Genomic DNA, 17,448 nt, shown 5'->3' with positions numbered 1-17,448 from the left:
ATCCGCACCGTTTAATCGCGATCATACTTCAGCTGGCGCTCTTTAATCTCTTGATTAACTTCCTGACGCCCTCGATATGCCGCTGCACTTTGTCCAAATGCCTTGAATAGATTATCCGATTGCGCGACAGTTCTTTCATGATTGCGTAAATAGGCATCGTACTCTTTCGGAGATTGAAGCCCCATCACTTCTTGAGAAATCGGATCTCGACCACTCATTCCAGGAAGATACGCCTCTGGATGCCACTGCACACCCATTACTGGCGCGCCATGGCGGGTTTCGAATGCTTCGACTTTACCTTCCGAAGTTGCAGTTATAATCAATTCACTTGGGGTTGTCGGCAACTTTGATTGATTCTGCAGTTCGCGTAAACCTGGCGCTGGGGTTGGGGTTGGGGTTGGGGTTGGGGTTGGGGTTGGAGTCTCGAGTGCGCTGGCCAAGGTGCCATCCTCGTTCGCCTTCACGCTAGCCCAGTGGGTAGTGTTCACCCACCCCAATTTGTCATCTCGCATAGCAGAAGGCTGCCCGTTATATCCATGCTCGTCTTTTTTCGGCATCGTACCGCTTAGGTTTGTATGCGAAAGCGTTATGTCGACGTCGTGACCCACATTCATGGTATCAGCACCTGGGCTGTAGTGTTTTTTAAGCTCGCTGCCACCAAATGTCTCTGTGCAGCCCCCATATGCTTCGGCCAAACGCCACGCTCCGGCGCAGATAGCCAATACCGGTTTCCCATGCAACCGCGCCTCTGCAATACTTCGGTGCTCGAACTGCGCACGACTATCCAGTTCGTTGCGCTTCGATTTATGTTTGCTATTTTTGCTCGGTATGTTAATGGCTTCCCCCTGCTGACTATGCACTGCCGATGGGGCGCCCGGGATGAACAGCCCATGCACTTCACTTAGTCCGCTATTGTGTTCATGCGCTGGCTGTTGAAAAGCCTCCTGTCGGCGTTGAATGACCTCCTTACTTTTCTGCGCATCGTCTTTATTGTTTCGAGTAAAATTGATGTTGGAAAGGCTCTTGGGCAAGGTGATCGGTTCACCGATCATGGGATTCAACTGACTCATCGTACGGACCGGAGGTTTATCGTACAAAGCATGCCCAGCACCAAAGTTATCTGGCCGGTAAATGATACCGATATGGACGTCACCACTTGCAGATCCCTTTGAAAACTGCACTGAAGAATTTGAAGCTTTAATGACTTGTGCAGCGAGCCTGTCTATTGGCTGAGAATGTTGCGGGAGGCTCGCTGATGAACTTTCAATCCTATCGCCGGTGTTCGAAATACTTGCTGAGATTTGCCGCGGGGTAATTAACGTCATTCATTTTTCCTTTTATGATTGGACATTTCCCGAGGCATTGAGAAGTGGCTCCGGTCGCATGAACGACGACGGTCGACCGCGCCACAATCGCCACAAAAAATTCGACCGGCGCAGGATGCCAAACAGCCCTTGGCTGATGATTGCAAATTTCGCTCATCATGAGTCGTTGTCACGAAATACCGAAGCGGGGGCCCTCAGGGCCTGAAGCTTTCCTGAAGTCACGTTTCTGTGCACCACCTTGAAATGGGTCGGGCAGCTCTCACGGAGTAACCCTGCACACCACAAAATGGCGTGTCAGTGCATCTCTGGCAACACCAAGTACACCGCACTCACCGCCAACAACAACGCCATCAACCGATTGAACACGCGCATGCCCGTCGGGTTGTCCAGGTAGCCACGCAAGAACGTCCCGGCGTAGGCCCAGCATCCGACCGACACGTAGCAAATCACCAGGTACACCGCAGCAAACTGCCACACCAGGTGGGCCTCGCCATCGGCGACGAACGCGCCCATGCCGGCCACGCAGGCCAGCCAGGCTTTCGGGTTGAGCCATTGCATGACCGCGCCATAGAGCATCGATGGCGCGCGGCCACTGTCCTTGGCCTCCAGCTGGCCGTTGTCGGCGGCCAGTCTGAACGCCATGTACAGAAGGAACGCTACCCCGGCCCATTGCACCACTTGCGTCATTGCCGGCCACCATTGCAGTAGCTCATGCAAACCCAACCCCATCAGGACCAGCAGCAGCACAAACCCCAGCGTCGCTCCGGCCACATGCCGCTGACTGGCGCGAAAACCGAAGCGCGCGCCCGAACCCAGCGCCACGATATTCACCGGCCCCGGCGTTATTGAAGCGGCCAATGCAAACGCCGCCATGGACATGATCAAACTCATCGCACACCTGCTCAGTCAATTGAACCAGGCGTCAAGATAGAGAGCCTGATGGTGCGCGTATTGAACAAAACTGCCCAAGGATGTGCCCGTCATGAGTAATAGCCGACCACCCTCTTCACCGTCACCAATGCCTGGCTTAGCGCGTCCATGTCCACCGAGCCCAGCGCCAGGCGTATCGCGTGCGGAACATGCTGGGTAATCGCAAAGGGTTCGGCGGGCGACACCGACACCTGCTCGCGCATCAGCGCCATGGCAATCTGATCGGCCCTGGCGTCTTCGGCCAAGGGCAACCAGATGAAATACGAGGACGGATGGCTGATGCTCCGCAGTCCCGTCAGCACCTCACGAGCCAAGGCTTGGCGGGCCTGTGCGTCCGCGCGTTTTTGCGCCTCGAGCCGGCTGACAGTGCCGTCCTCTAGCCAGGCCGTGGCAATGGCGGTCATCACCCCAGGGGTGTTCCAGGTGGTCGCCATGATGGTGCGTTCAAACCCGGCAACCCATTGCGCCGGCGCGGCGACAATACCCACGCGCAAGCCTGTGGCGACATTCTTGGATAAGCCACTGACATACACGGTTCTTTCCGGTGCCATTTCCGCCAGCGGTGGCGGTGCGCTTTCGGCCAGGAAAGCGTAGGCCGCATCCTCAATGATCGTCAGGTCATACCGGCGTGCAATAGCCACCAGATGCTGGCGCTGATCGGCGTCCATTACCCAACCCAGCGGATTGTGCAGGGTCGGCATCGAATACACGGCTCGCACTGATCGAGTGCGGCAAAGTTTATCCAGGGCCGGCAGATCAGGTCCGTTGTCCGTTACGGGAATGGGCAGGACTTCGAGATGCAGTGTTTCCGCCAGCGTCTTGAAGCCCGGATAGGTCAAGGCATCCGCAACAATCACATCGCCAGGCTTGAGCAGGCTCATCAATACCACTGCCAGGCCGTGCTGGGCGCCACTGACGATGAGCACCTGTTCGGCTGGCACGTTCAGGCCACGCTCGCCCAGATGTCGGGCGAACGCAGCCCGCTCATGCAGACGCCCGGCGTGAGGCTGGTAACGCAGGAGGGACTCCAGGTCACCGGACAACGCGAGCTGACGCAGGGCGTTGCGCAACAGGTCAGCCTGACCCGGCAAAGACGGATAGTTGAAGTTGAGGTCGATCATCCCCGCCGCGACCACCGATTGCGAAATGCCCTGGCCCGGCGGCAGTGAAGTCTCCCGGACAAAAGTCCCACGTCCGGTTTCACCACTGACCAGGCCCATGCTCTCAAGCTCGGCATACACCCGGCTCGCGGTGACCAACGCCAAACCGTGCTCAGTGGCCAATTGCCGGTGGGTCGGCAAGCGTGTACCCGGAGGCAAACGCCCCGAGCGGATGTCAGCGGCAAAGGCGTCAACCAGCGTTTTGTAGCGGGATCGAGGCATGTGCAAATGTATCCATGACAATTTTTTGATTGTATCGATAGTCAGCCATAGGATGGTTTCGTGCAATCAAACAATGAGCGTGAGTCACATGGAACGGACTTCTAACCTGCAAAACCCGACGCTGCAAAAAAATTCCAGCGGCTGGATCAACGGCCTGATTGGCGTGGTGATCTTCAGCGGCTCGCTGCCCGCGACGCGGGTGGCGGTACTCGAATTCGATCCGCTGTTCCTCACGGTAGCCCGCGCTACCCTCGCCGCAATTCTGGCGCTGTGCCTGCTGTTGCTGTTCAGGGAAAAACGCCCCGGCCGACATCAGCTTGTGCCCCTGACCATCGTGGCATTGGGCGTGGTGGTGGGGTTTCCGCTACTGACTGCGCTGGCGCTGCAGTACATCACATCCGCACACTCCATCGTATTTGTCGGCCTGCTGCCGCTGGCAACTGCGGTGTTCGGCGTCTTGCGCGCAGGCGAACGCCCCCGGCCAGTGTTCTGGGTCTTCTCGGTGCTGGGCAGCCTGCTGGTGGTCGGGTTCGCCGTAGCCCAGGGCCTGACGGCCTCACCCCTAGGCGACATCCTGATGTTGTTGGCGATCCTGGCTTGCGGCCTGGGTTATGCCGAAGGTGCAAAGCTATCGCGCACACTCGGCGGCTGGCAGGTGATTTCCTGGGCGCTGGTACTTGCGTTGCCAGCCATGGCTGCATTGACCTTGTGGCGGTTGCCTGGCTCGTTCGCCAACATCAGTACGCCGGCCTGGTTCAGCCTGGGGTACGTGTCGCTGTTCAGCATGCTGATAGGCTTCGTGTTCTGGTATCGCGGACTGGCGCAAGGGGGCATCGCCGTCGTCGGGCAACTGCAATTGCTGCAACCCTTTTTCGGCCTGGCACTGGCCGCCACCTTGCTGCATGAACACGTCAGCCTGTCCATGCTGGGCGTGACCGTGGCGGTGATCCTGTGTGTGGCAGGGGCGAAAAAATTCGCGCGCTAGCCACTGGTACGCTGCCTGTGTCCCTGACTGTACGGGTCAAGTCCCTGGGCAGCTGTGATAAAAATACGGCTTCTGCTGCTGGAGCCGAACATGGACCTCACCACCCTTACCCTCTTCCTTCCAGCCTGCTTCGCCCTGAACATGGCGCCAGGCCCGAACAACCTGCTGTCGGTCAGCAATTCGACACGCTACGGCTATCGCACCGCTTGCCTGGCGGGCATGGGTCGCCTGCTCGCTTTCGCCGGCATGATCGCCCTCGCCTCGGCCGGTCTGGCGGTGGTGCTGCAAACCTCGGAATTGCTGTTCTACGCAATCAAGATTCTCGGTGCCGCGTACCTGTTTTATCTCGCCTGGCAATTGTGGCGTGCCCACCCCGGCGCAGAAACCGCGGTGAGCGCCCCGCCGGTGGGGATGCTGGCGTTGGCTCGGCAAGAGTTCCTGGTGGCGGCCGGCAACCCGAAGGCAATCTTGATCTTCACCGCGTTCCTGCCGCAATTCGTCGACTCGACCCATGCCATCGCACCGCAATTTGCGCTGTTGGGCGCGTTGTTCCTGATGCTGGAATGGATCGCTATCGGCGCCTACGCTTACATGGGCCTGCACATGCGCCGCTGGTTTGCCAAACCTTCGGGCAAGCGGATGTTCAATCGCTGCTGCGCAGGGTTATTGTCGGCGGCGGCTTCAGTGTTGCTAATGGCGCGTCGGGCCTGACCAAACTACCGCTCATGGGGACACATGCCGATGGATCAATCAACGCCGGACGCACAGTCCATCTGCAGCCCCATTACCCGCAGCGCGATTTTTATCGTGGCAACCCTGGTTCCCGGCAGTGACGCCGCCAGCAAAGTGCGGGGCTGGTGCGCAGACATCGCAGCCCTCACACGCTCGGTAGGCAAACGGGTGCCCTCCGGCAACCTGTCGTGCATCTGTGGCTTTGGCTCTGCGGCGTGGGACACCTTGTTTGGCCATCCGCGTCCCGCCTCGCTGCACAACTTCCGTGAATTCGGACCCGAGGAACGACGCGCCATCTCCACCCCAGGCGATCTGTTGCTGCACATTCGGGCTGAGCAGATGGACCTCTGCTTTGAACTGGCGACGCAATTGCTCTCAGCGCTGGGCAATGCGGTGTCGGTGGTCGATGAAGTCCAGGGCTTCCGCTATTTCGACATGCGCAGCATCATCGGCTTTGTCGATGGCACCGAAAATCCCGTCGGTCGCAAGGCTGGCAGCTTCACGATGGTGGGCGATGAAGACCCCTCTTTCAGCGCAGGCAGCTATGTGCTGGTGCAGAAGTACCTGCACAAGATGGATGCCTGGAACGCGTTATCCGTCGAGGCGCAGGAGCGGATTATCGGGCGGACGAAGTTATCCGATATCGAACTCGACGATTCGGTCAAGCCGAGCAATTCGCACAGTGCCTTGACGACCATCACCAAGGACGGCGAAGAAGTAAAGATCCTGCGCGACAACATGCCCTTTGGCCGGCCAGGCGCTGGCGAATTCGGCACCTACTTCATCGGCTATGCGCGCTCGCCCGAACCTCTGGAGCAGATGCTCGAGAACATGTTTGTCGGCAAGCCCGCCGGTAATTACGACCGTTTGCTGGATTTCAGCACGGCAGTTACCGGTGGCCTGTTTTTCGCTCCCTCGGCTGATCTACTGGAAGAACTGGCGGATCGCGCGCCCTTGGGCACCTGCCGGTGAACGCGGGCAATTCCCTGTCGATTTTCCGGTGGAGGGGTTCTGCCCCGCCGCTTAAGCTCAACCCATGAACCTACAAAACACGCTACTGCCGCCCCACGCCGAGATGGTCCGCGCCATGCTCGAACGAGACACCGCCTACGAGGGGGTGTTTTTTACCGCGGTCAAGACGACCGGTATTTTCTGCCGTCCTGGCTGCACCGCGCGCAGCCCGAAACCTGAAAATGTCGAGTTCTTCGCCCACGCCGATGAATGCCTGGCGGCGGGCTACCGCGCTTGCCTGCGCTGCAAACCCATGGACGCCGCGGCGATAGCGCCGCACTGGGTCCAGCAGTTGCTCAACTCAGTGGACGCCGATCCCGAGCAGCGCTGGACCGATGCCCAGTTAATCGCTGAAGGCATCGAGCCGCTGAAACTGCGTCGCTGGTTCAAGCAGCATTTGGGCATGACCTTTCATGCCTGGCTACGCACCCGACGCCTTGGCATGGCCTTGGGCGGGATCAAGCAGGGCCACTCCATCGACAGCGCCGCGTACGACTCCGGTTACGAATCCCTCAGCGGTTTTCGCGATGCATTCCAGAAGTCGTTCCACATCACACCGGGCCGCGCCGCCAACAGTGAGCCGTTGCTGTTCACGCGCCTGATCACACCGCTTGGGCCGATGATCGCAATGGCCGAAAGTCGCGGACTGGTGTTACTGGAGTTCCTCGACCAGCCCAGCCTGAGCCGGGAAGTGCAAGCGCTGCAAAACCGCTTCGGTTACGTCGTGGCGCCAGGGCATAACGGGCATTTGCAGCAAATCGAAGAACAACTGAGCGAATATTTCGCCGGAAACCGGACTGAATTCAGCGTTGCCCTGCACATGCCCGGTAGCGAATTTTCCCGCCAGGTATGGGCCGAACTGGCACACATCCCCTACGGCCAGACCACCACCTACGGAGCGATCGCATCCACCCTGGGCAAACCCGGCGCCAGTCGGGCCGTGGGGTTGGCCAACGGTCATAACCGCCTCTCGATTGTCGTACCCTGCCATCGGGTGATCGGCGCCGACGGCTCGCTGACCGGCTACGCTGGAGGCCAGCCGCGCAAGGCGTTCCTGCTCAGGCTGGAGAAGGCGGCGGTACAGATTACCGAGCAACTGGCCTTTTGATCACAGGCTGCGTTCGTCAGCCGCTCCAAGGATGCTCTATGCCTGTCCCCTACCCACTGGCCACCCAATGGCTGGCGAACCTGGATGACGACTGGCGTCGCCACATCGACGCCATCGGCCCGTGCCTGCATCAACCTCACACAGCCCGCGATCCCTATGAGTCACTGGTGCGGGCGATCGCCTACCAGCAACTGCACGCCAAGGCCGGGGATGCGATTATCGGCCGGTTGCTGGCGCTGTACCCATCGGTGGCGTTTCCGCAGCCTGGGCAGATTGTCGCGACTGATTTTGAGCGACTGCGCAGTTGCGGCTTTTCCGCCAGCAAGATCGCAACCATTCAAGGCATCGCCCAGGCTGCACTGGACGGCGTGGTGCCGGATTACGCCACGGCGCTGGCCATGGACGATGAAGCACTGATCGAACGCCTGGTGACCCTGCGCGGCGTGGGGCGCTGGACGGTCGAGATGCTATTGATCTACAGCCTGGAGCGGCCGGACATCTTGCCGGCCGATGACTTTGGCGTACGCGAGGGTTATCGACGGCTCAAGGGGCTCCAGGTGCAACCGACGCGCAAGCAGATGATCGAGATCGGGTTGGCCTGGAGCCCGTATCGGACGGTGGCAGCGTGGTATTTGTGGCGGGTGCCCAGCCGTTAAACGGACTGTGGCGAGGGGATTCATCCCCGCTGGGCTGCGAAGCGGCCCCAAAAAATGGGACTGCTGCGCAGCCCAGCTCGCCACAGGTTTGCTTGGAGCTTGACTGCCCAAGCCCATCACAACCCCGATTTCAACCGACTGAACGCCCGAATCAAAGCGCGGTTGAACGCCTTGCCATTGTCATTCTTGCTGTACAACGACGCTCGCACCGCCTGCGGCGGATAAGTCCCCGGATCATTGCGAATCGCCGGATCGATCAAGCTATCCGCCGCCGTGATGGCATTGGCATAGTGGATGGTGTCGGTAATCGGCGCGATCACTTCAGGTGTCATCAGGTAGTCCATCAATGCCAGTCCCGCCTCGGGATGCGGCGCGTCCTTGGGAATGACCATGGCATCGAACCAGATCAGCGTGCCCTCTTTCGGTATCCGGTACTTCAATGAAAACGGCTTTCCTGCCGCTTTTGCCTGGCCCGCCGCAATGGCCACGTTCCCGTTCCACGACATCGCCACGCAGGTATTGCCGTTGGCCAGGTCGCTGATGTTCAGGTCGTTGTCGAAGTAGCGAATGTAGGGGCGAATCTTCGCCAGCTGCTGTTCAGCCAGTTTCAGGTCATCGAGGTTCTGGCGGTTGATGTCCAGGCCCAGGTACTTCATGACCGCCGCGAACACTTCGTTCGGATCGTTGAGCAGGCTGACCCCGCAATCGGCGAATTTCGAAACCACCGTCGGGTCGAACAGCATTGCCCAGCTGTCCGTCGGTGCATCGGGCAGGCGCTGCTTGACCGCCTCCTCCTGATAACCCACGCCAGTGGTGCCCCAGGCGTAGATCCCGGCGTAACGGTTACCCGGATCGAACACGGCCATGTGCTGACGGAACTCTTCGCCGACGCCGGCAAAGTGCGGTATCTGCTGTTTATCCACGGTCTGGATCGCACCACTCTGGATGGCTCGCGACAGATGCTGCCCCGCCGTCAGCACCAGGTCGTAACCGCTACGACCAGTGAGCAATTTGGTCTCGACGGTTTCCAGGGAATCGAAGTGATCGGCGACCACATGGATACCGGTTTTCTTCTCGAAGTTGGTCAAGGTGTCCGGGGCCAGGTACTCGCCCCAGATGTACAGGTTCACCACCGGTTTGGCGGTGTCGGCGGCCTGCACACACAGGGGTGCAAGCACCAGCAGTAACGCTTGGGTCAGTTTGTGCAGGCCCATGATCAAACTCCCTGTTCGTTGCAGGCAGTACCGGCGTACTGCGGCATGGTAATGCACGCGACATTACCGCCACCGAGGAGAATTTCCCGGGAGTTTTCGATGCCGACGATCTTGTGCCGCGGGAACAGTTCGGCCAGGGTCGCCAACGCCATCTGATCATTACGGTCGCCAAACAGCGGCACCACGATCGAGGTGTTACCGGCGTAGTAATTGATATAGGACGCGCAGATTTTCGTGCCAGCCTGGCGAGCATGCGTGCTGTCCTGTTGATCCAGGCCCTCGGCCTCCTCGGCGGTCCACTCCAGCACATCCGGTTGTGGCAGCTTGTGCACGATCAGCTCGCGACCACGGCTGTCGCGGGTGCTGCGCAGGATGTCGTAGGCCTCCTGGTAGATTTCCCACTGCGGGTCGTCGCGATTGTCGGTCCATTGCAACACCACTTCACCAGGGCGCACGAAGCACGCCAGATCGTCGACGTGGCCGTCGGTTTCGTCGAACTTGCAGCCCCGTGGCAGCCAGATGACCTGCTCGGCGCCGAGGTAATCGGTCAAGCGCCTGGTGACTTCGTCCTTGCCCAGATGCTGGTTGCGGTTACGGTTGAGCAAGCATTGTTCGGTGGTGAGGAGGCTACCCTGGCCGTCGCTCTGGATACCGCCCAGCTCTGCAATCAACGGTGCCCGATAGCGGTCGAAGCGTTCGATTTCGAGGATTTTGCTGGCGATCTGATCGTCCTTGTCCCACGGGTAGTACAAGCCGCCGTCGAGGCCGCCGTAGGCGTTGAACTCGAAATCCACGCCGCGCACTTCACCGCTCTGGTCGTTGACCACGAAGCACGGACCGCTGTCGCGGAACCAGGTGTCGTTGCAGGTCATTTCCACTACGCGTACTTGCGGCGGCAACTGGCGGCGAGCGGTGGCGAATTGCGCGGCCGAAGCGCAGACGGTAACCGGCTCGCTCTGGGAGATCGCGGTGACGATCTGCACCCAGACTTTCTGCGCAGGCTTGGCGCCATTGCGCCAGACGTCGGTGCGTTCAGGCCAACCGAGCCAGCAGCCGGACTTGGTTTCGAATTCACCGGGCAACCGGAAACCGTCAAGTTTGGGCGTGGAGTCGAGCAAACGTGCCATGGGCAAACCTCATCAGCGGGGATTGGAATGACCACAGGCTAAGGTCGCGAGCGCCCTCCTCGCCAACGATGATTATTTCGGAACACTTGAATTCAACTCATCAATCGATCAGTTGATCGTTGAACCATTCGAGCATCTGCGTCACGGCAGGCCGCTCCAGGCGAACCCGCTCGCACACCAGCGCGTATTGCCCCAATGCCGTTATGCTTGAGGTGAATGGCCGGACCAGGCGACCGCTGAGCAAATCATCCTGGGCCGTCAGGTTATCGCCCATGGCGACGCCCTGCCCCTGGGCCGCGGCTTCCAGGGCCAACCCGGCATGGGCGAAATACAGTTGCCGTTCGGGGCGCTGGTCGCCGGCATGGCTGGTGAGCCAGGCGGTCCAGGTCTTGCCATCCTGATCGTCATGCAGCAAGCAATGGCGGGCCAGGTCCCTGGGGGTTTTCAGGGTGCCCTGGTTGAATAGGCCAGGACTGCACACCGGAAAAAACTGCAGCGCCGGCAATGGCCGGACGAAATACGCACTGCTGTCCACCGGGCCCGTGCCGTAGGTGATCGCCAGGTCGATGTCTTCTCCCGGCGCCGTGGCATCGATCGGCTGTTCGTAGAGGTGCAAGGTGATGTGCGGATAACGCGCATAGAAATCCGAAAGGCGACTCATCAGCCACTTCTGCGCCAGCTCGGCAGTGACCGCCAGGCGCAACACCGCCAGGGACGAAGGGTCGCGAAGCTCGTCGCAGGCATCACCGATCAATTCAAAGGCCTGCTGCAAGCTTTGCATCAGGCGCCCGGCGGCCACGGTCGGACGAATCTGCCGGCCTTCGCGCACGAACAGCGAAACGCCGAGCTGTTCTTCCAACTGGCGGATCTGATGACTGACGGCGCTGTCAGTCACGCACAACTCCGCCGCCGCCCGGCCAAAATGAGCGTGACGGGCGGCGCATTCGAAGGTTCTGAGGGCTGCGAGGGAGGGTAATCGGCGCATCGGGTCGAGTCCGGGTTTCGAGGCGCCCATGCTGACCCGGTGGAAGGTAGGCGTCCAGTGGGACCGCGTTATCGTTCTTCGCGAGCAGGCTCGCTCCCACAAAGGTTTTGTGGGCTTTGCGGATCATTGTGGGAGCGAGCCTGCTCGCGAAGGCGTCGGCAATCGCGCCGCATATCTTCTAGGCTGAACCGAGTCAATTCGGCCACTGGAGATTCCCATGCAACTCGAAGGCTCATGCCATTGCGGCGCGGTGTCGTTCAACCTGACCAGCGCCCATCCCTACCCCTATCAACGCTGCTACTGCTCGATCTGCCGCAAGACCCAGGGCGGTGGCGGTTATGCGATCAATATTGCCGGTGACGCCCATAGCCTCAAGGTGCGCGGGCGCAAGAACATCGCGATCTACCATGCGCTGCTCAAGGGCGAAGGCGAGCAGCGCGCCCACCGCAGCAGTGCCGAGCGGCATTTCTGCTCGCTGTGCGGCTCGGGCTTGTGGCTATTCAGCCCTGAATGGCCGGAATTGATCCACCCATTCGCCTCGGCGATCGACACGCCGCTGCCCTTGGCGCCGCAGCACACACATTTGTTGCTGGACTCCAAGGCCTCCTGGGTGGAGGTCGAGGTGAAACCCGGCGATAAACAGTTCGAGGGTTATCCCGAAGAATCGATCGCCGAGTGGCATGAGCGCTTGGGCTTGAGCCGTTAAGCCCGCGACTGGTTGATCTTTACGCCGCCACTGGCACACCACTGTGGAAGCGAAACTCCACATCCGGCGATTCGATCAGTTCCTGCTCGGCGGCCCGTACCTTGTCTATCACTTGGGCGATGTCCTTGGCGTCCCCGTACTGGTACGCCAGTTTCAGGTAGCCCTGGAAGTGCCGGGCCTCGCTTTTGAGCAGGCCGAAGTAGAACTTGCCCAGCTCCTCGTCCAGGTGTGGTACCAACGCCTCGAAACGCTCGCAGCTGCGGGCCTCGATGAAAGCACCGACCACCAGCGTATCGACCAGCTTCACCGGTTCGTGACTGCGTACCACCTTGCGCAGTCCCGAGGCGTAGCGCCCGGCGGACAGTTGGCGCAACCCGATCTTGCGTTTTTTCATCAGGCGCATGACCTGCTCGTGGTGCACCAGTTCTTCCCGGGCCAGACGCGACATCATGTTGATCAGGTCGACGTGGGAATGGTACTTGGCAATCAGGCTAAGCGCCGTGCTGGCCGCCTTGAACTCGCAATTCTTGTGGTCGATCAGCAAGGTGTCCTGATCGGCCAAAGCGGCCTGAACCCAGCCATCCGGGGTGCGGCAGCCGAGGAACTCGTGAATTTCGGGAAGGATCATGGGGCTCACGGAAAAAGGGTAGAAAAGGTATAAAACGAAGGGCGCCGATTATACCGGCCTGCCCGAAGACCACCAGTCACACCGTTGATATGCATCAAGTCACCGATTGCCGCACAGCAACTATAGTTGTGCAACGCCATGCTTTTTCATTTTCAGGAGATCCCGATCATGCAAGCCATTCGCAGCATCCTGGTGGTCATCGACCCCGAGCATTCGGAAAGCCTGGCACTCAAACGAGCCAAACTGATCGCCGGTGTAACCCAGGCGCACCTGCATTTGCTGGTGTGTGACCGCAAGCACGATCACAGCGCCATGCTGGGCGTGCTCAAGGCTGCCCTGCTGCAAGACGGGTACAGCGTCACGACCGAGCAGGCCTGGAATGAAAGCCTGCACGAAACCATCGTCGACGTGCAGCAGGCCGAAGGCTGCGGGCTGGTCATCAAACAGCATTTCCCTGACAGCTCGCTGAAAAAGGCCCTGCTGACCCCAGTGGACTGGAAACTGCTGCGCCACTGCCCTACCCCGGTGCTGCTGGTGAAAACCGCCGGTTCGTGGAAGGACAAGGTGATCCTGGCGGCCGTCGACGTTGGCAATATGGAAAGTGAACACCGTCATCTGCACAACACCATCATCGATTACGGCTACGACATCGCCAGCCTGGCCAAGGCGCATCTGCATGTGGTCAGTGCTCATCCGTCGCCCATGCTGTCGGCAGCTGACCCAACGTTGCAGCTAAGCGAAACCATCGAGGCGCGCTATCGCGAACAATGCAAGGCGTTCCAGGCCGAGTTCGACATCGACAACGAACACCTGCACATTGCCGAGGGCCCGGCGGATGTGTTGATTCCGTTCATGGTGCACAAGCTGCAGGCGGCCGTGACAGTGATCGGCACCGTGGCGCGCAGTGGTTTATCGGGGACGTTGATCGGCAATACGGCGGAAGTGGTGCTCGATGCGGTAGAGAGCGATGTGCTGGTGCTCAAGCCCCAGGAAGTCGAGGATCACCTGGAGGAGTTGGCGGTCAAGCATTGAGATTCGTAGCGCCTGTCAGGCCGTCTTCGCGAGCAAGCCCGCTCCCACACTCAACCGCATATCAACTGGAGGAACGCGGTTGAATGTGGGAGCGGGCTTGCTCGCGAAGCTTTCAGGGTCTAGCCGCCAAACGCGTCCTTGAGGAACCCCGGCGCGATGTACCGCTGGTAATGCGCCTCGGACAGCAGGAAAAATTCCCGATCGATGGCGTCGCGCAGTTCCGGCAGGTTCCAGTCGCGAAACTCCGGCAACAACACCATCCCATAGGCTTGCAGGTTGTTGATGACCCGCGCGCCCCGGGCGATCAACTGGTAGGCCCAGCAATACTGGGACTGATGCGGCACAAAGCGGATCTTGCGCTGTTCCAGCTGCGTTCGCAGCAAAGCCGGATCGAAAATCTCCACCTTGGCGGCCATCACCTGGGACAACAACTGCTCGAGACGCAGCCATACTGCGCGCTTTTCTTCCTCGTTGTAGCCGTTCCAGTGAATCACTTCGTGGTGGAAACGCTTGCAGCCACGGCACACCAAATCACCGTAAACAGTGGAGCAAAGGCCGACGCAGGGGGTCTTGATGGTCTGATTGGGCATAGGTAGGCAAAACGCGAAAAAGCAAAACAGGACGGCATGTTAGCCCTTTGTCTAACATTGATCACCCCTCAAAGTTTCAGGTGCCAACTTACCTTTAATTTTTTTTTGCCGTAGAATCAGCCTGCCTTTTTAGGCGCCAATGTCCGTTAGAAGCTGTTTTCAAAGCGTCACGAGCACAGTCGTTCCTTCAGAGCGGTGTTGGCGAGGGGTTTTTCCAGCGGGGAAAAGCCCAACGCCAACCCTCATCAGCTCCCGTTCTGCAGGCGTAAAACTTTGAAAGCAGCTTCTGTAAGGAATTGTCGGTAATTCTGGCTAAGTGGCTCACAACGCCACGCAGCGCATGAGTACGGCAATTTCGGGATGAGCGTCCCGGACACCCATTTGGGACCACTGATGAGGGTAATAACTGTGCTTGAAGCCTACCGCAAACATATCGAAGAGCGTGCAGCACTGGGTATCGTTCCCCAGCCGCTTAACGCCGAACAAACTGCAGGCCTGGTCGAGCTGCTGAAGAACCCCCCGGCTGGCGAAGAAGCATTTCTCGTTGACCTGATCACCAATCGCGTTCCGCCTGGAGTGGACGAAGCAGCCTATGTCAAGGCCGGCTTCCTGTCCGCCATCGCCAAAGGCGAAGCCAAATCCCCCCTGATCGACAAGAAGCGCGCTGTTGAACTGCTCGGCACCATGCAGGGTGGCTACAACATCGTGACCCTGGTCAACCTGCTGGACGACGCCGAGCTGGCACCAGTAGCGGCCGAAGAACTCAAGCACACCCTGCTGATGTTCGATGCCTTCCACGACGTCGCTGAAAAAGCCAAGAACGGTAACGTACACGCCAAAGGCGTGCTGCAGTCCTGGGCTGACGGCGAGTGGTTCGTGAAACGCCCTGTGCTGGCCGACAAGATCAGCCTGCGTGTGTTCAAGGTAACTGGCGAGACCAACACCGACGACCTGTCTCCTGCACCTGATGCCTGGTCCCGCCCGGACATCCCGCTGCACGCCCTGGCCATGCTGAAAATGGCTCGCGACGGCATCGTGCCTGACGCACAAGGCGTCACCGGCCCGATGAAGCAGATCGAAGAAATGCGCAACGCCGGCTTCCCGATCGCCTACGTTGGCGACGTGGTCGGTACCGGTTCTTCGCGTAAATCGGCCACCAACTCGGTACTGTGGTTCTTCGGCGACGACGTTCCCTACGTGCCGAACAAGCGTGCCGGCGGTTTCTGCTTCGGCAGCAAGATCGCTCCGATCTTCTACAACACCATGGAAGATGCTGGCGCACTGCCAATCGAATTCGACGTATCCAACATGCACATGGGCGACGTGATCGACCTGTACCCGCATGCTGGCAAAGTCTGCAAGCACGGCACCGACGAAGTCCTGACCACCTTCGAAATGAAGACCCCGGTCCTGTTGGACGAAGTGCGCGCCGGCGGCCGTATCCCGCTGATCATCGGCCGTGGCCTGACCGAGAAAGCTCGTACCGAGCTGGGTCTGCCACCTTCGACGCTGTTCAAGAAGCCTGAAGCTCCAGCTGAAAGCACCAAGGGCTTCACCCTGGCGCAGAAAATGGTCGGCAGGGCTTGCGGCGTGACCGGCGTTCGCCCGGGCACCTACTGCGAACCGAAGATGACCACCGTGGGTTCCCAGGACACCACCGGTCCAATGACCCGTGACGAACTGAAAGACCTGGCGTGCCTGGGCTTCTCGACCGACCTGGTGATGCAGTCCTTCTGCCACACCGCGGCTTACCCCAAGCCGATCGACGTGACCACCCACCACACCCTGCCTGACTTCATCATGACCCGCGGCGGCGTTTCCCTGCGTCCGGGCGACGGCATCATCCACTCGTGGCTGAACCGCATGCTGCTGCCAGACACCGTCGGCACCGGTGGTGACTCGCACACCCGTTTCCCGATCGGCATCTCGTTCCCGGCCGGTTCCGGCCTGGTAGCATTCGCCGCGGCCACCGGCGTCATGCCGCTGGACATGCCTGAGTCGATCCTGGTTCGCTTCAAAGGCGAACTGCAGCCAGGCGTCACCCTGCGTGACCTGGTTCACGCCATTCCTTACTACGCGATCCAGAAAGGCCTGCTGACCGTAGAGAAGAAAGGCAAGAAGAACGCCTTCTCCGGCCGCATCCTGGAGATCGAAGGCCTGCCTAAGCTGACCGTAGAGCAAGCGTTCGAACTGTCTGACGCCTCGGCCGAACGTTCGGCTGCCGGTTGCACCATCCAGCTGTCCAAAGAGTCGATTGCCGAATACCTGCAGTCCAACATCACCCTGCTGCGCTGGATGATCGGCGAAGGCTACGGCGATGCACGCACTCTGGAACGTCGCGCTCAAGCGATGGAAGCCTGGCTGGCCAACCCTGAGCTGCTGCAAGCGGACAAAGACGCGGAATACGCCGAGATCATCGAGATCGACCTGGCCGACATCAAGGAGCCTGTGCTCTGCGCGCCGAACGACCCGGACGACGCTCGCCTGCTCTCCAGCGTTGCTGGCGAGAAGATCGACGAAGTGTTCATCGGTTCGTGCATGACCAACATCGGTCACTTCCGCGCTGCCGGCAAGTTGCTGGAACAGGTCAAGGGTCAGCTGCCAACCCGTCTGTGGCTGTCGCCGCCGACCAAGATGGACGCTCACCAACTGACCGAAGAAGGCTACTACGGCATCTACGGCAAGGCTGGCGCCCGCATGGAAATGCCAGGCTGCTCGCTGTGCATGGGTAACCAGGCACGTGTAGAGCCGAACTCGACTGTAGTGTCGACTTCGACCCGTAACTTCCCGAACCGTCTGGGTGACGGCGCGAACGTCTACCTGGCTTCGGCTGAACTGGCGTCCGTGGCTTCCATCCTGGGTCGCCTGCCGACCGTCGAGGAGTACATGGAATACGCTGGCAAGATCGACAGCATGGCGGCCGATGTCTACCGCTACCTGTCCTTCGACCAGATTGCCGAGTTCCGTGAAGCTGCTGCGAACGCCAACATCCCGGTCGTTCAAGCCTAACGTTTCAACGCAATGAAAAACGCCGCCC

General features: G+C 59.9%; 16 protein-coding genes. 8 read left to right on the top strand and 8 right to left on the bottom strand.

Annotated elements, in window-relative coordinates:
• Positions 1-11 precede the first annotated feature (11 nt).
• The 3 genes from PSUM_RS03180 to PSUM_RS03170 all read right to left on the bottom strand — a co-directional run bounded on the left by PSUM_RS03180 (position 12) and on the right by PSUM_RS03170 (position 3,637).
• The gene (locus PSUM_RS03180; protein WP_083348960.1) at positions 12-1,325 is read right to left on the bottom strand and encodes a gamma-glutamyl-gamma-aminobutyrate hydrolase family protein; all 1,314 of its coding nucleotides are present in this window, start codon (positions 1,323-1,325) and stop codon (positions 12-14) included.
• A gap of 294 nt (positions 1,326-1,619) precedes the next feature.
• On the bottom strand, positions 1,620-2,216 hold the full coding sequence (locus PSUM_RS03175; protein WP_020796307.1) for a LysE family translocator: 597 nt from the start codon (positions 2,214-2,216) through the stop codon (positions 1,620-1,622).
• 89 nt (positions 2,217-2,305) lie between these two features.
• Positions 2,306-3,637, bottom strand: coding sequence for an aminotransferase-like domain-containing protein (locus PSUM_RS03170; RefSeq protein ID WP_083348959.1), 1,332 nt, complete (start codon positions 3,635-3,637; stop codon positions 2,306-2,308).
• An 88-nt stretch (positions 3,638-3,725) separates the two neighbouring features.
• Between PSUM_RS03170 and PSUM_RS03165 the strand changes: the two genes are divergently transcribed.
• From PSUM_RS03165 to PSUM_RS03145, 5 genes are all read left to right on the top strand, one after another.
• A complete protein-coding gene (locus PSUM_RS03165) occupies positions 3,726-4,622 on the top strand; it encodes a DMT family transporter (RefSeq protein WP_083348958.1) in 897 nt (298 codons plus the stop codon).
• Positions 4,623-4,712: 90 nt separating this feature from the next.
• Complete coding sequence (locus PSUM_RS03160; protein ID WP_033045614.1) at positions 4,713-5,333, top strand: LysE family translocator; 621 nt, start codon at positions 4,713-4,715, stop codon at positions 5,331-5,333.
• 30 nt (positions 5,334-5,363) lie between these two features.
• Positions 5,364-6,326, top strand: a complete 963-nt coding sequence (locus PSUM_RS03155) for a Dyp-type peroxidase (RefSeq protein WP_414896142.1) — start codon at positions 5,364-5,366, stop codon at positions 6,324-6,326.
• A gap of 64 nt (positions 6,327-6,390) precedes the next feature.
• Entirely contained in the window at positions 6,391-7,473 is a 1,083-nt protein-coding gene (locus tag PSUM_RS03150; RefSeq protein ID WP_083348956.1) for a bifunctional transcriptional activator/DNA repair enzyme AdaA, read from the top strand.
• A gap of 38 nt (positions 7,474-7,511) precedes the next feature.
• Positions 7,512-8,129 (top strand): DNA-3-methyladenine glycosylase family protein, encoded by a 618-nt coding sequence (locus tag PSUM_RS03145; RefSeq protein WP_083348955.1) that lies wholly within the window; start codon positions 7,512-7,514, stop codon positions 8,127-8,129.
• A 116-nt stretch (positions 8,130-8,245) separates the two neighbouring features.
• On the opposite strand, the gene PSUM_RS03140 is transcribed toward PSUM_RS03145, so the two are convergent.
• The 3 genes from PSUM_RS03140 to PSUM_RS03130 all read right to left on the bottom strand — a co-directional run bounded on the left by PSUM_RS03140 (position 8,246) and on the right by PSUM_RS03130 (position 11,455).
• Positions 8,246-9,343 carry an extracellular solute-binding protein gene (locus PSUM_RS03140; RefSeq protein ID WP_083348954.1) on the bottom strand — a complete coding sequence of 366 codons (1,098 nt, stop codon included), beginning with the start codon at positions 9,341-9,343 and terminating at the stop codon, positions 8,246-8,248.
• Between the two features lie 2 nt (positions 9,344-9,345).
• Positions 9,346-10,470 carry an agmatine deiminase gene (gene aguA, locus PSUM_RS03135; RefSeq protein ID WP_083348953.1) on the bottom strand — a complete coding sequence of 375 codons (1,125 nt, stop codon included), beginning with the start codon at positions 10,468-10,470 and terminating at the stop codon, positions 9,346-9,348.
• Positions 10,471-10,570: 100 nt separating this feature from the next.
• On the bottom strand, positions 10,571-11,455 hold the full coding sequence (locus tag PSUM_RS03130) for a LysR substrate-binding domain-containing protein (RefSeq protein WP_042955253.1): 885 nt from the start codon (positions 11,453-11,455) through the stop codon (positions 10,571-10,573).
• A gap of 217 nt (positions 11,456-11,672) precedes the next feature.
• On the opposite strand from PSUM_RS03130, the gene PSUM_RS03125 reads away from it, so the two are divergent.
• Positions 11,673-12,161: a GFA family protein gene (locus tag PSUM_RS03125; RefSeq protein WP_033042330.1), complete on the top strand. Its 489-nt coding sequence runs from the start codon at positions 11,673-11,675 to the stop codon at positions 12,159-12,161.
• Between the two features lie 19 nt (positions 12,162-12,180).
• Here the strand turns inward: PSUM_RS03125 and PSUM_RS03120 are convergent, their stop codons facing one another.
• The gene (locus tag PSUM_RS03120; RefSeq protein ID WP_008063957.1) at positions 12,181-12,789 is read right to left on the bottom strand and encodes a MiaE family protein; all 609 of its coding nucleotides are present in this window, start codon (positions 12,787-12,789) and stop codon (positions 12,181-12,183) included.
• A gap of 168 nt (positions 12,790-12,957) precedes the next feature.
• On the opposite strand from PSUM_RS03120, the gene PSUM_RS03115 reads away from it, so the two are divergent.
• On the top strand, positions 12,958-13,821 hold the full coding sequence (locus PSUM_RS03115) for a universal stress protein (protein ID WP_020796319.1): 864 nt from the start codon (positions 12,958-12,960) through the stop codon (positions 13,819-13,821).
• A 119-nt stretch (positions 13,822-13,940) separates the two neighbouring features.
• Here the strand turns inward: PSUM_RS03115 and PSUM_RS03110 are convergent, their stop codons facing one another.
• Positions 13,941-14,411 carry a DUF1289 domain-containing protein gene (locus PSUM_RS03110; protein WP_033042326.1) on the bottom strand — a complete coding sequence of 157 codons (471 nt, stop codon included), beginning with the start codon at positions 14,409-14,411 and terminating at the stop codon, positions 13,941-13,943.
• A gap of 408 nt (positions 14,412-14,819) precedes the next feature.
• Between PSUM_RS03110 and acnB the strand changes: the two genes are divergently transcribed.
• Positions 14,820-17,420, top strand: a complete 2,601-nt coding sequence (acnB, locus tag PSUM_RS03105; protein WP_020796321.1) for a bifunctional aconitate hydratase 2/2-methylisocitrate dehydratase — start codon at positions 14,820-14,822, stop codon at positions 17,418-17,420.
• Positions 17,421-17,448 lie beyond the last annotated feature (28 nt).

It is taken from the genome of Pseudomonas umsongensis (genome assembly GCF_002236105.1).
GTDB lineage: Bacteria > Pseudomonadota > Gammaproteobacteria > Pseudomonadales > Pseudomonadaceae > Aquipseudomonas > Aquipseudomonas umsongensis.
Note: the sequence above shows the minus strand (reverse complement) of the source record. Positions and strands in the feature narration are given on the sequence as shown.

What these genes read in the sequence shown, in the direction of transcription:
- PSUM_RS03150 (WP_083348956.1), top strand. Translation starts at nt 6,391, where the DNA reads ATGAACCTACAAAACACGCTACTGCCGCCCCACGCCGAGATGGTCCGC.
- PSUM_RS03155 (WP_414896142.1), top strand. Translation starts at nt 5,364, where the DNA reads ATGGATCAATCAACGCCGGACGCACAGTCCATCTGCAGCCCCATTACC.
- PSUM_RS03110 (WP_033042326.1), bottom strand. Translation starts at nt 14,411, where the DNA reads ATGCCCAATCAGACCATCAAGACCCCCTGCGTCGGCCTTTGCTCCACT.
- PSUM_RS03140 (WP_083348954.1), bottom strand. Translation starts at nt 9,343, where the DNA reads ATGGGCCTGCACAAACTGACCCAAGCGTTACTGCTGGTGCTTGCACCC.
- PSUM_RS03165 (WP_083348958.1), top strand. Translation starts at nt 3,726, where the DNA reads ATGGAACGGACTTCTAACCTGCAAAACCCGACGCTGCAAAAAAATTCC.
- PSUM_RS03175 (WP_020796307.1), bottom strand. Translation starts at nt 2,216, where the DNA reads ATGAGTTTGATCATGTCCATGGCGGCGTTTGCATTGGCCGCTTCAATA.
- PSUM_RS03170 (WP_083348959.1), bottom strand. Translation starts at nt 3,637, where the DNA reads ATGCCTCGATCCCGCTACAAAACGCTGGTTGACGCCTTTGCCGCTGAC.
- PSUM_RS03120 (WP_008063957.1), bottom strand. Translation starts at nt 12,789, where the DNA reads ATGATCCTTCCCGAAATTCACGAGTTCCTCGGCTGCCGCACCCCGGAT.
- PSUM_RS03130 (WP_042955253.1), bottom strand. Translation starts at nt 11,455, where the DNA reads ATGCGCCGATTACCCTCCCTCGCAGCCCTCAGAACCTTCGAATGCGCC.
- PSUM_RS03115 (WP_020796319.1), top strand. Translation starts at nt 12,958, where the DNA reads ATGCAAGCCATTCGCAGCATCCTGGTGGTCATCGACCCCGAGCATTCG.
- PSUM_RS03180 (WP_083348960.1), bottom strand. Translation starts at nt 1,325, where the DNA reads ATGACGTTAATTACCCCGCGGCAAATCTCAGCAAGTATTTCGAACACC.
- PSUM_RS03125 (WP_033042330.1), top strand. Translation starts at nt 11,673, where the DNA reads ATGCAACTCGAAGGCTCATGCCATTGCGGCGCGGTGTCGTTCAACCTG.
- aguA (WP_083348953.1), bottom strand. Translation starts at nt 10,470, where the DNA reads ATGGCACGTTTGCTCGACTCCACGCCCAAACTTGACGGTTTCCGGTTG.
- PSUM_RS03160 (WP_033045614.1), top strand. Translation starts at nt 4,713, where the DNA reads ATGGACCTCACCACCCTTACCCTCTTCCTTCCAGCCTGCTTCGCCCTG.
- PSUM_RS03145 (WP_083348955.1), top strand. Translation starts at nt 7,512, where the DNA reads ATGCCTGTCCCCTACCCACTGGCCACCCAATGGCTGGCGAACCTGGAT.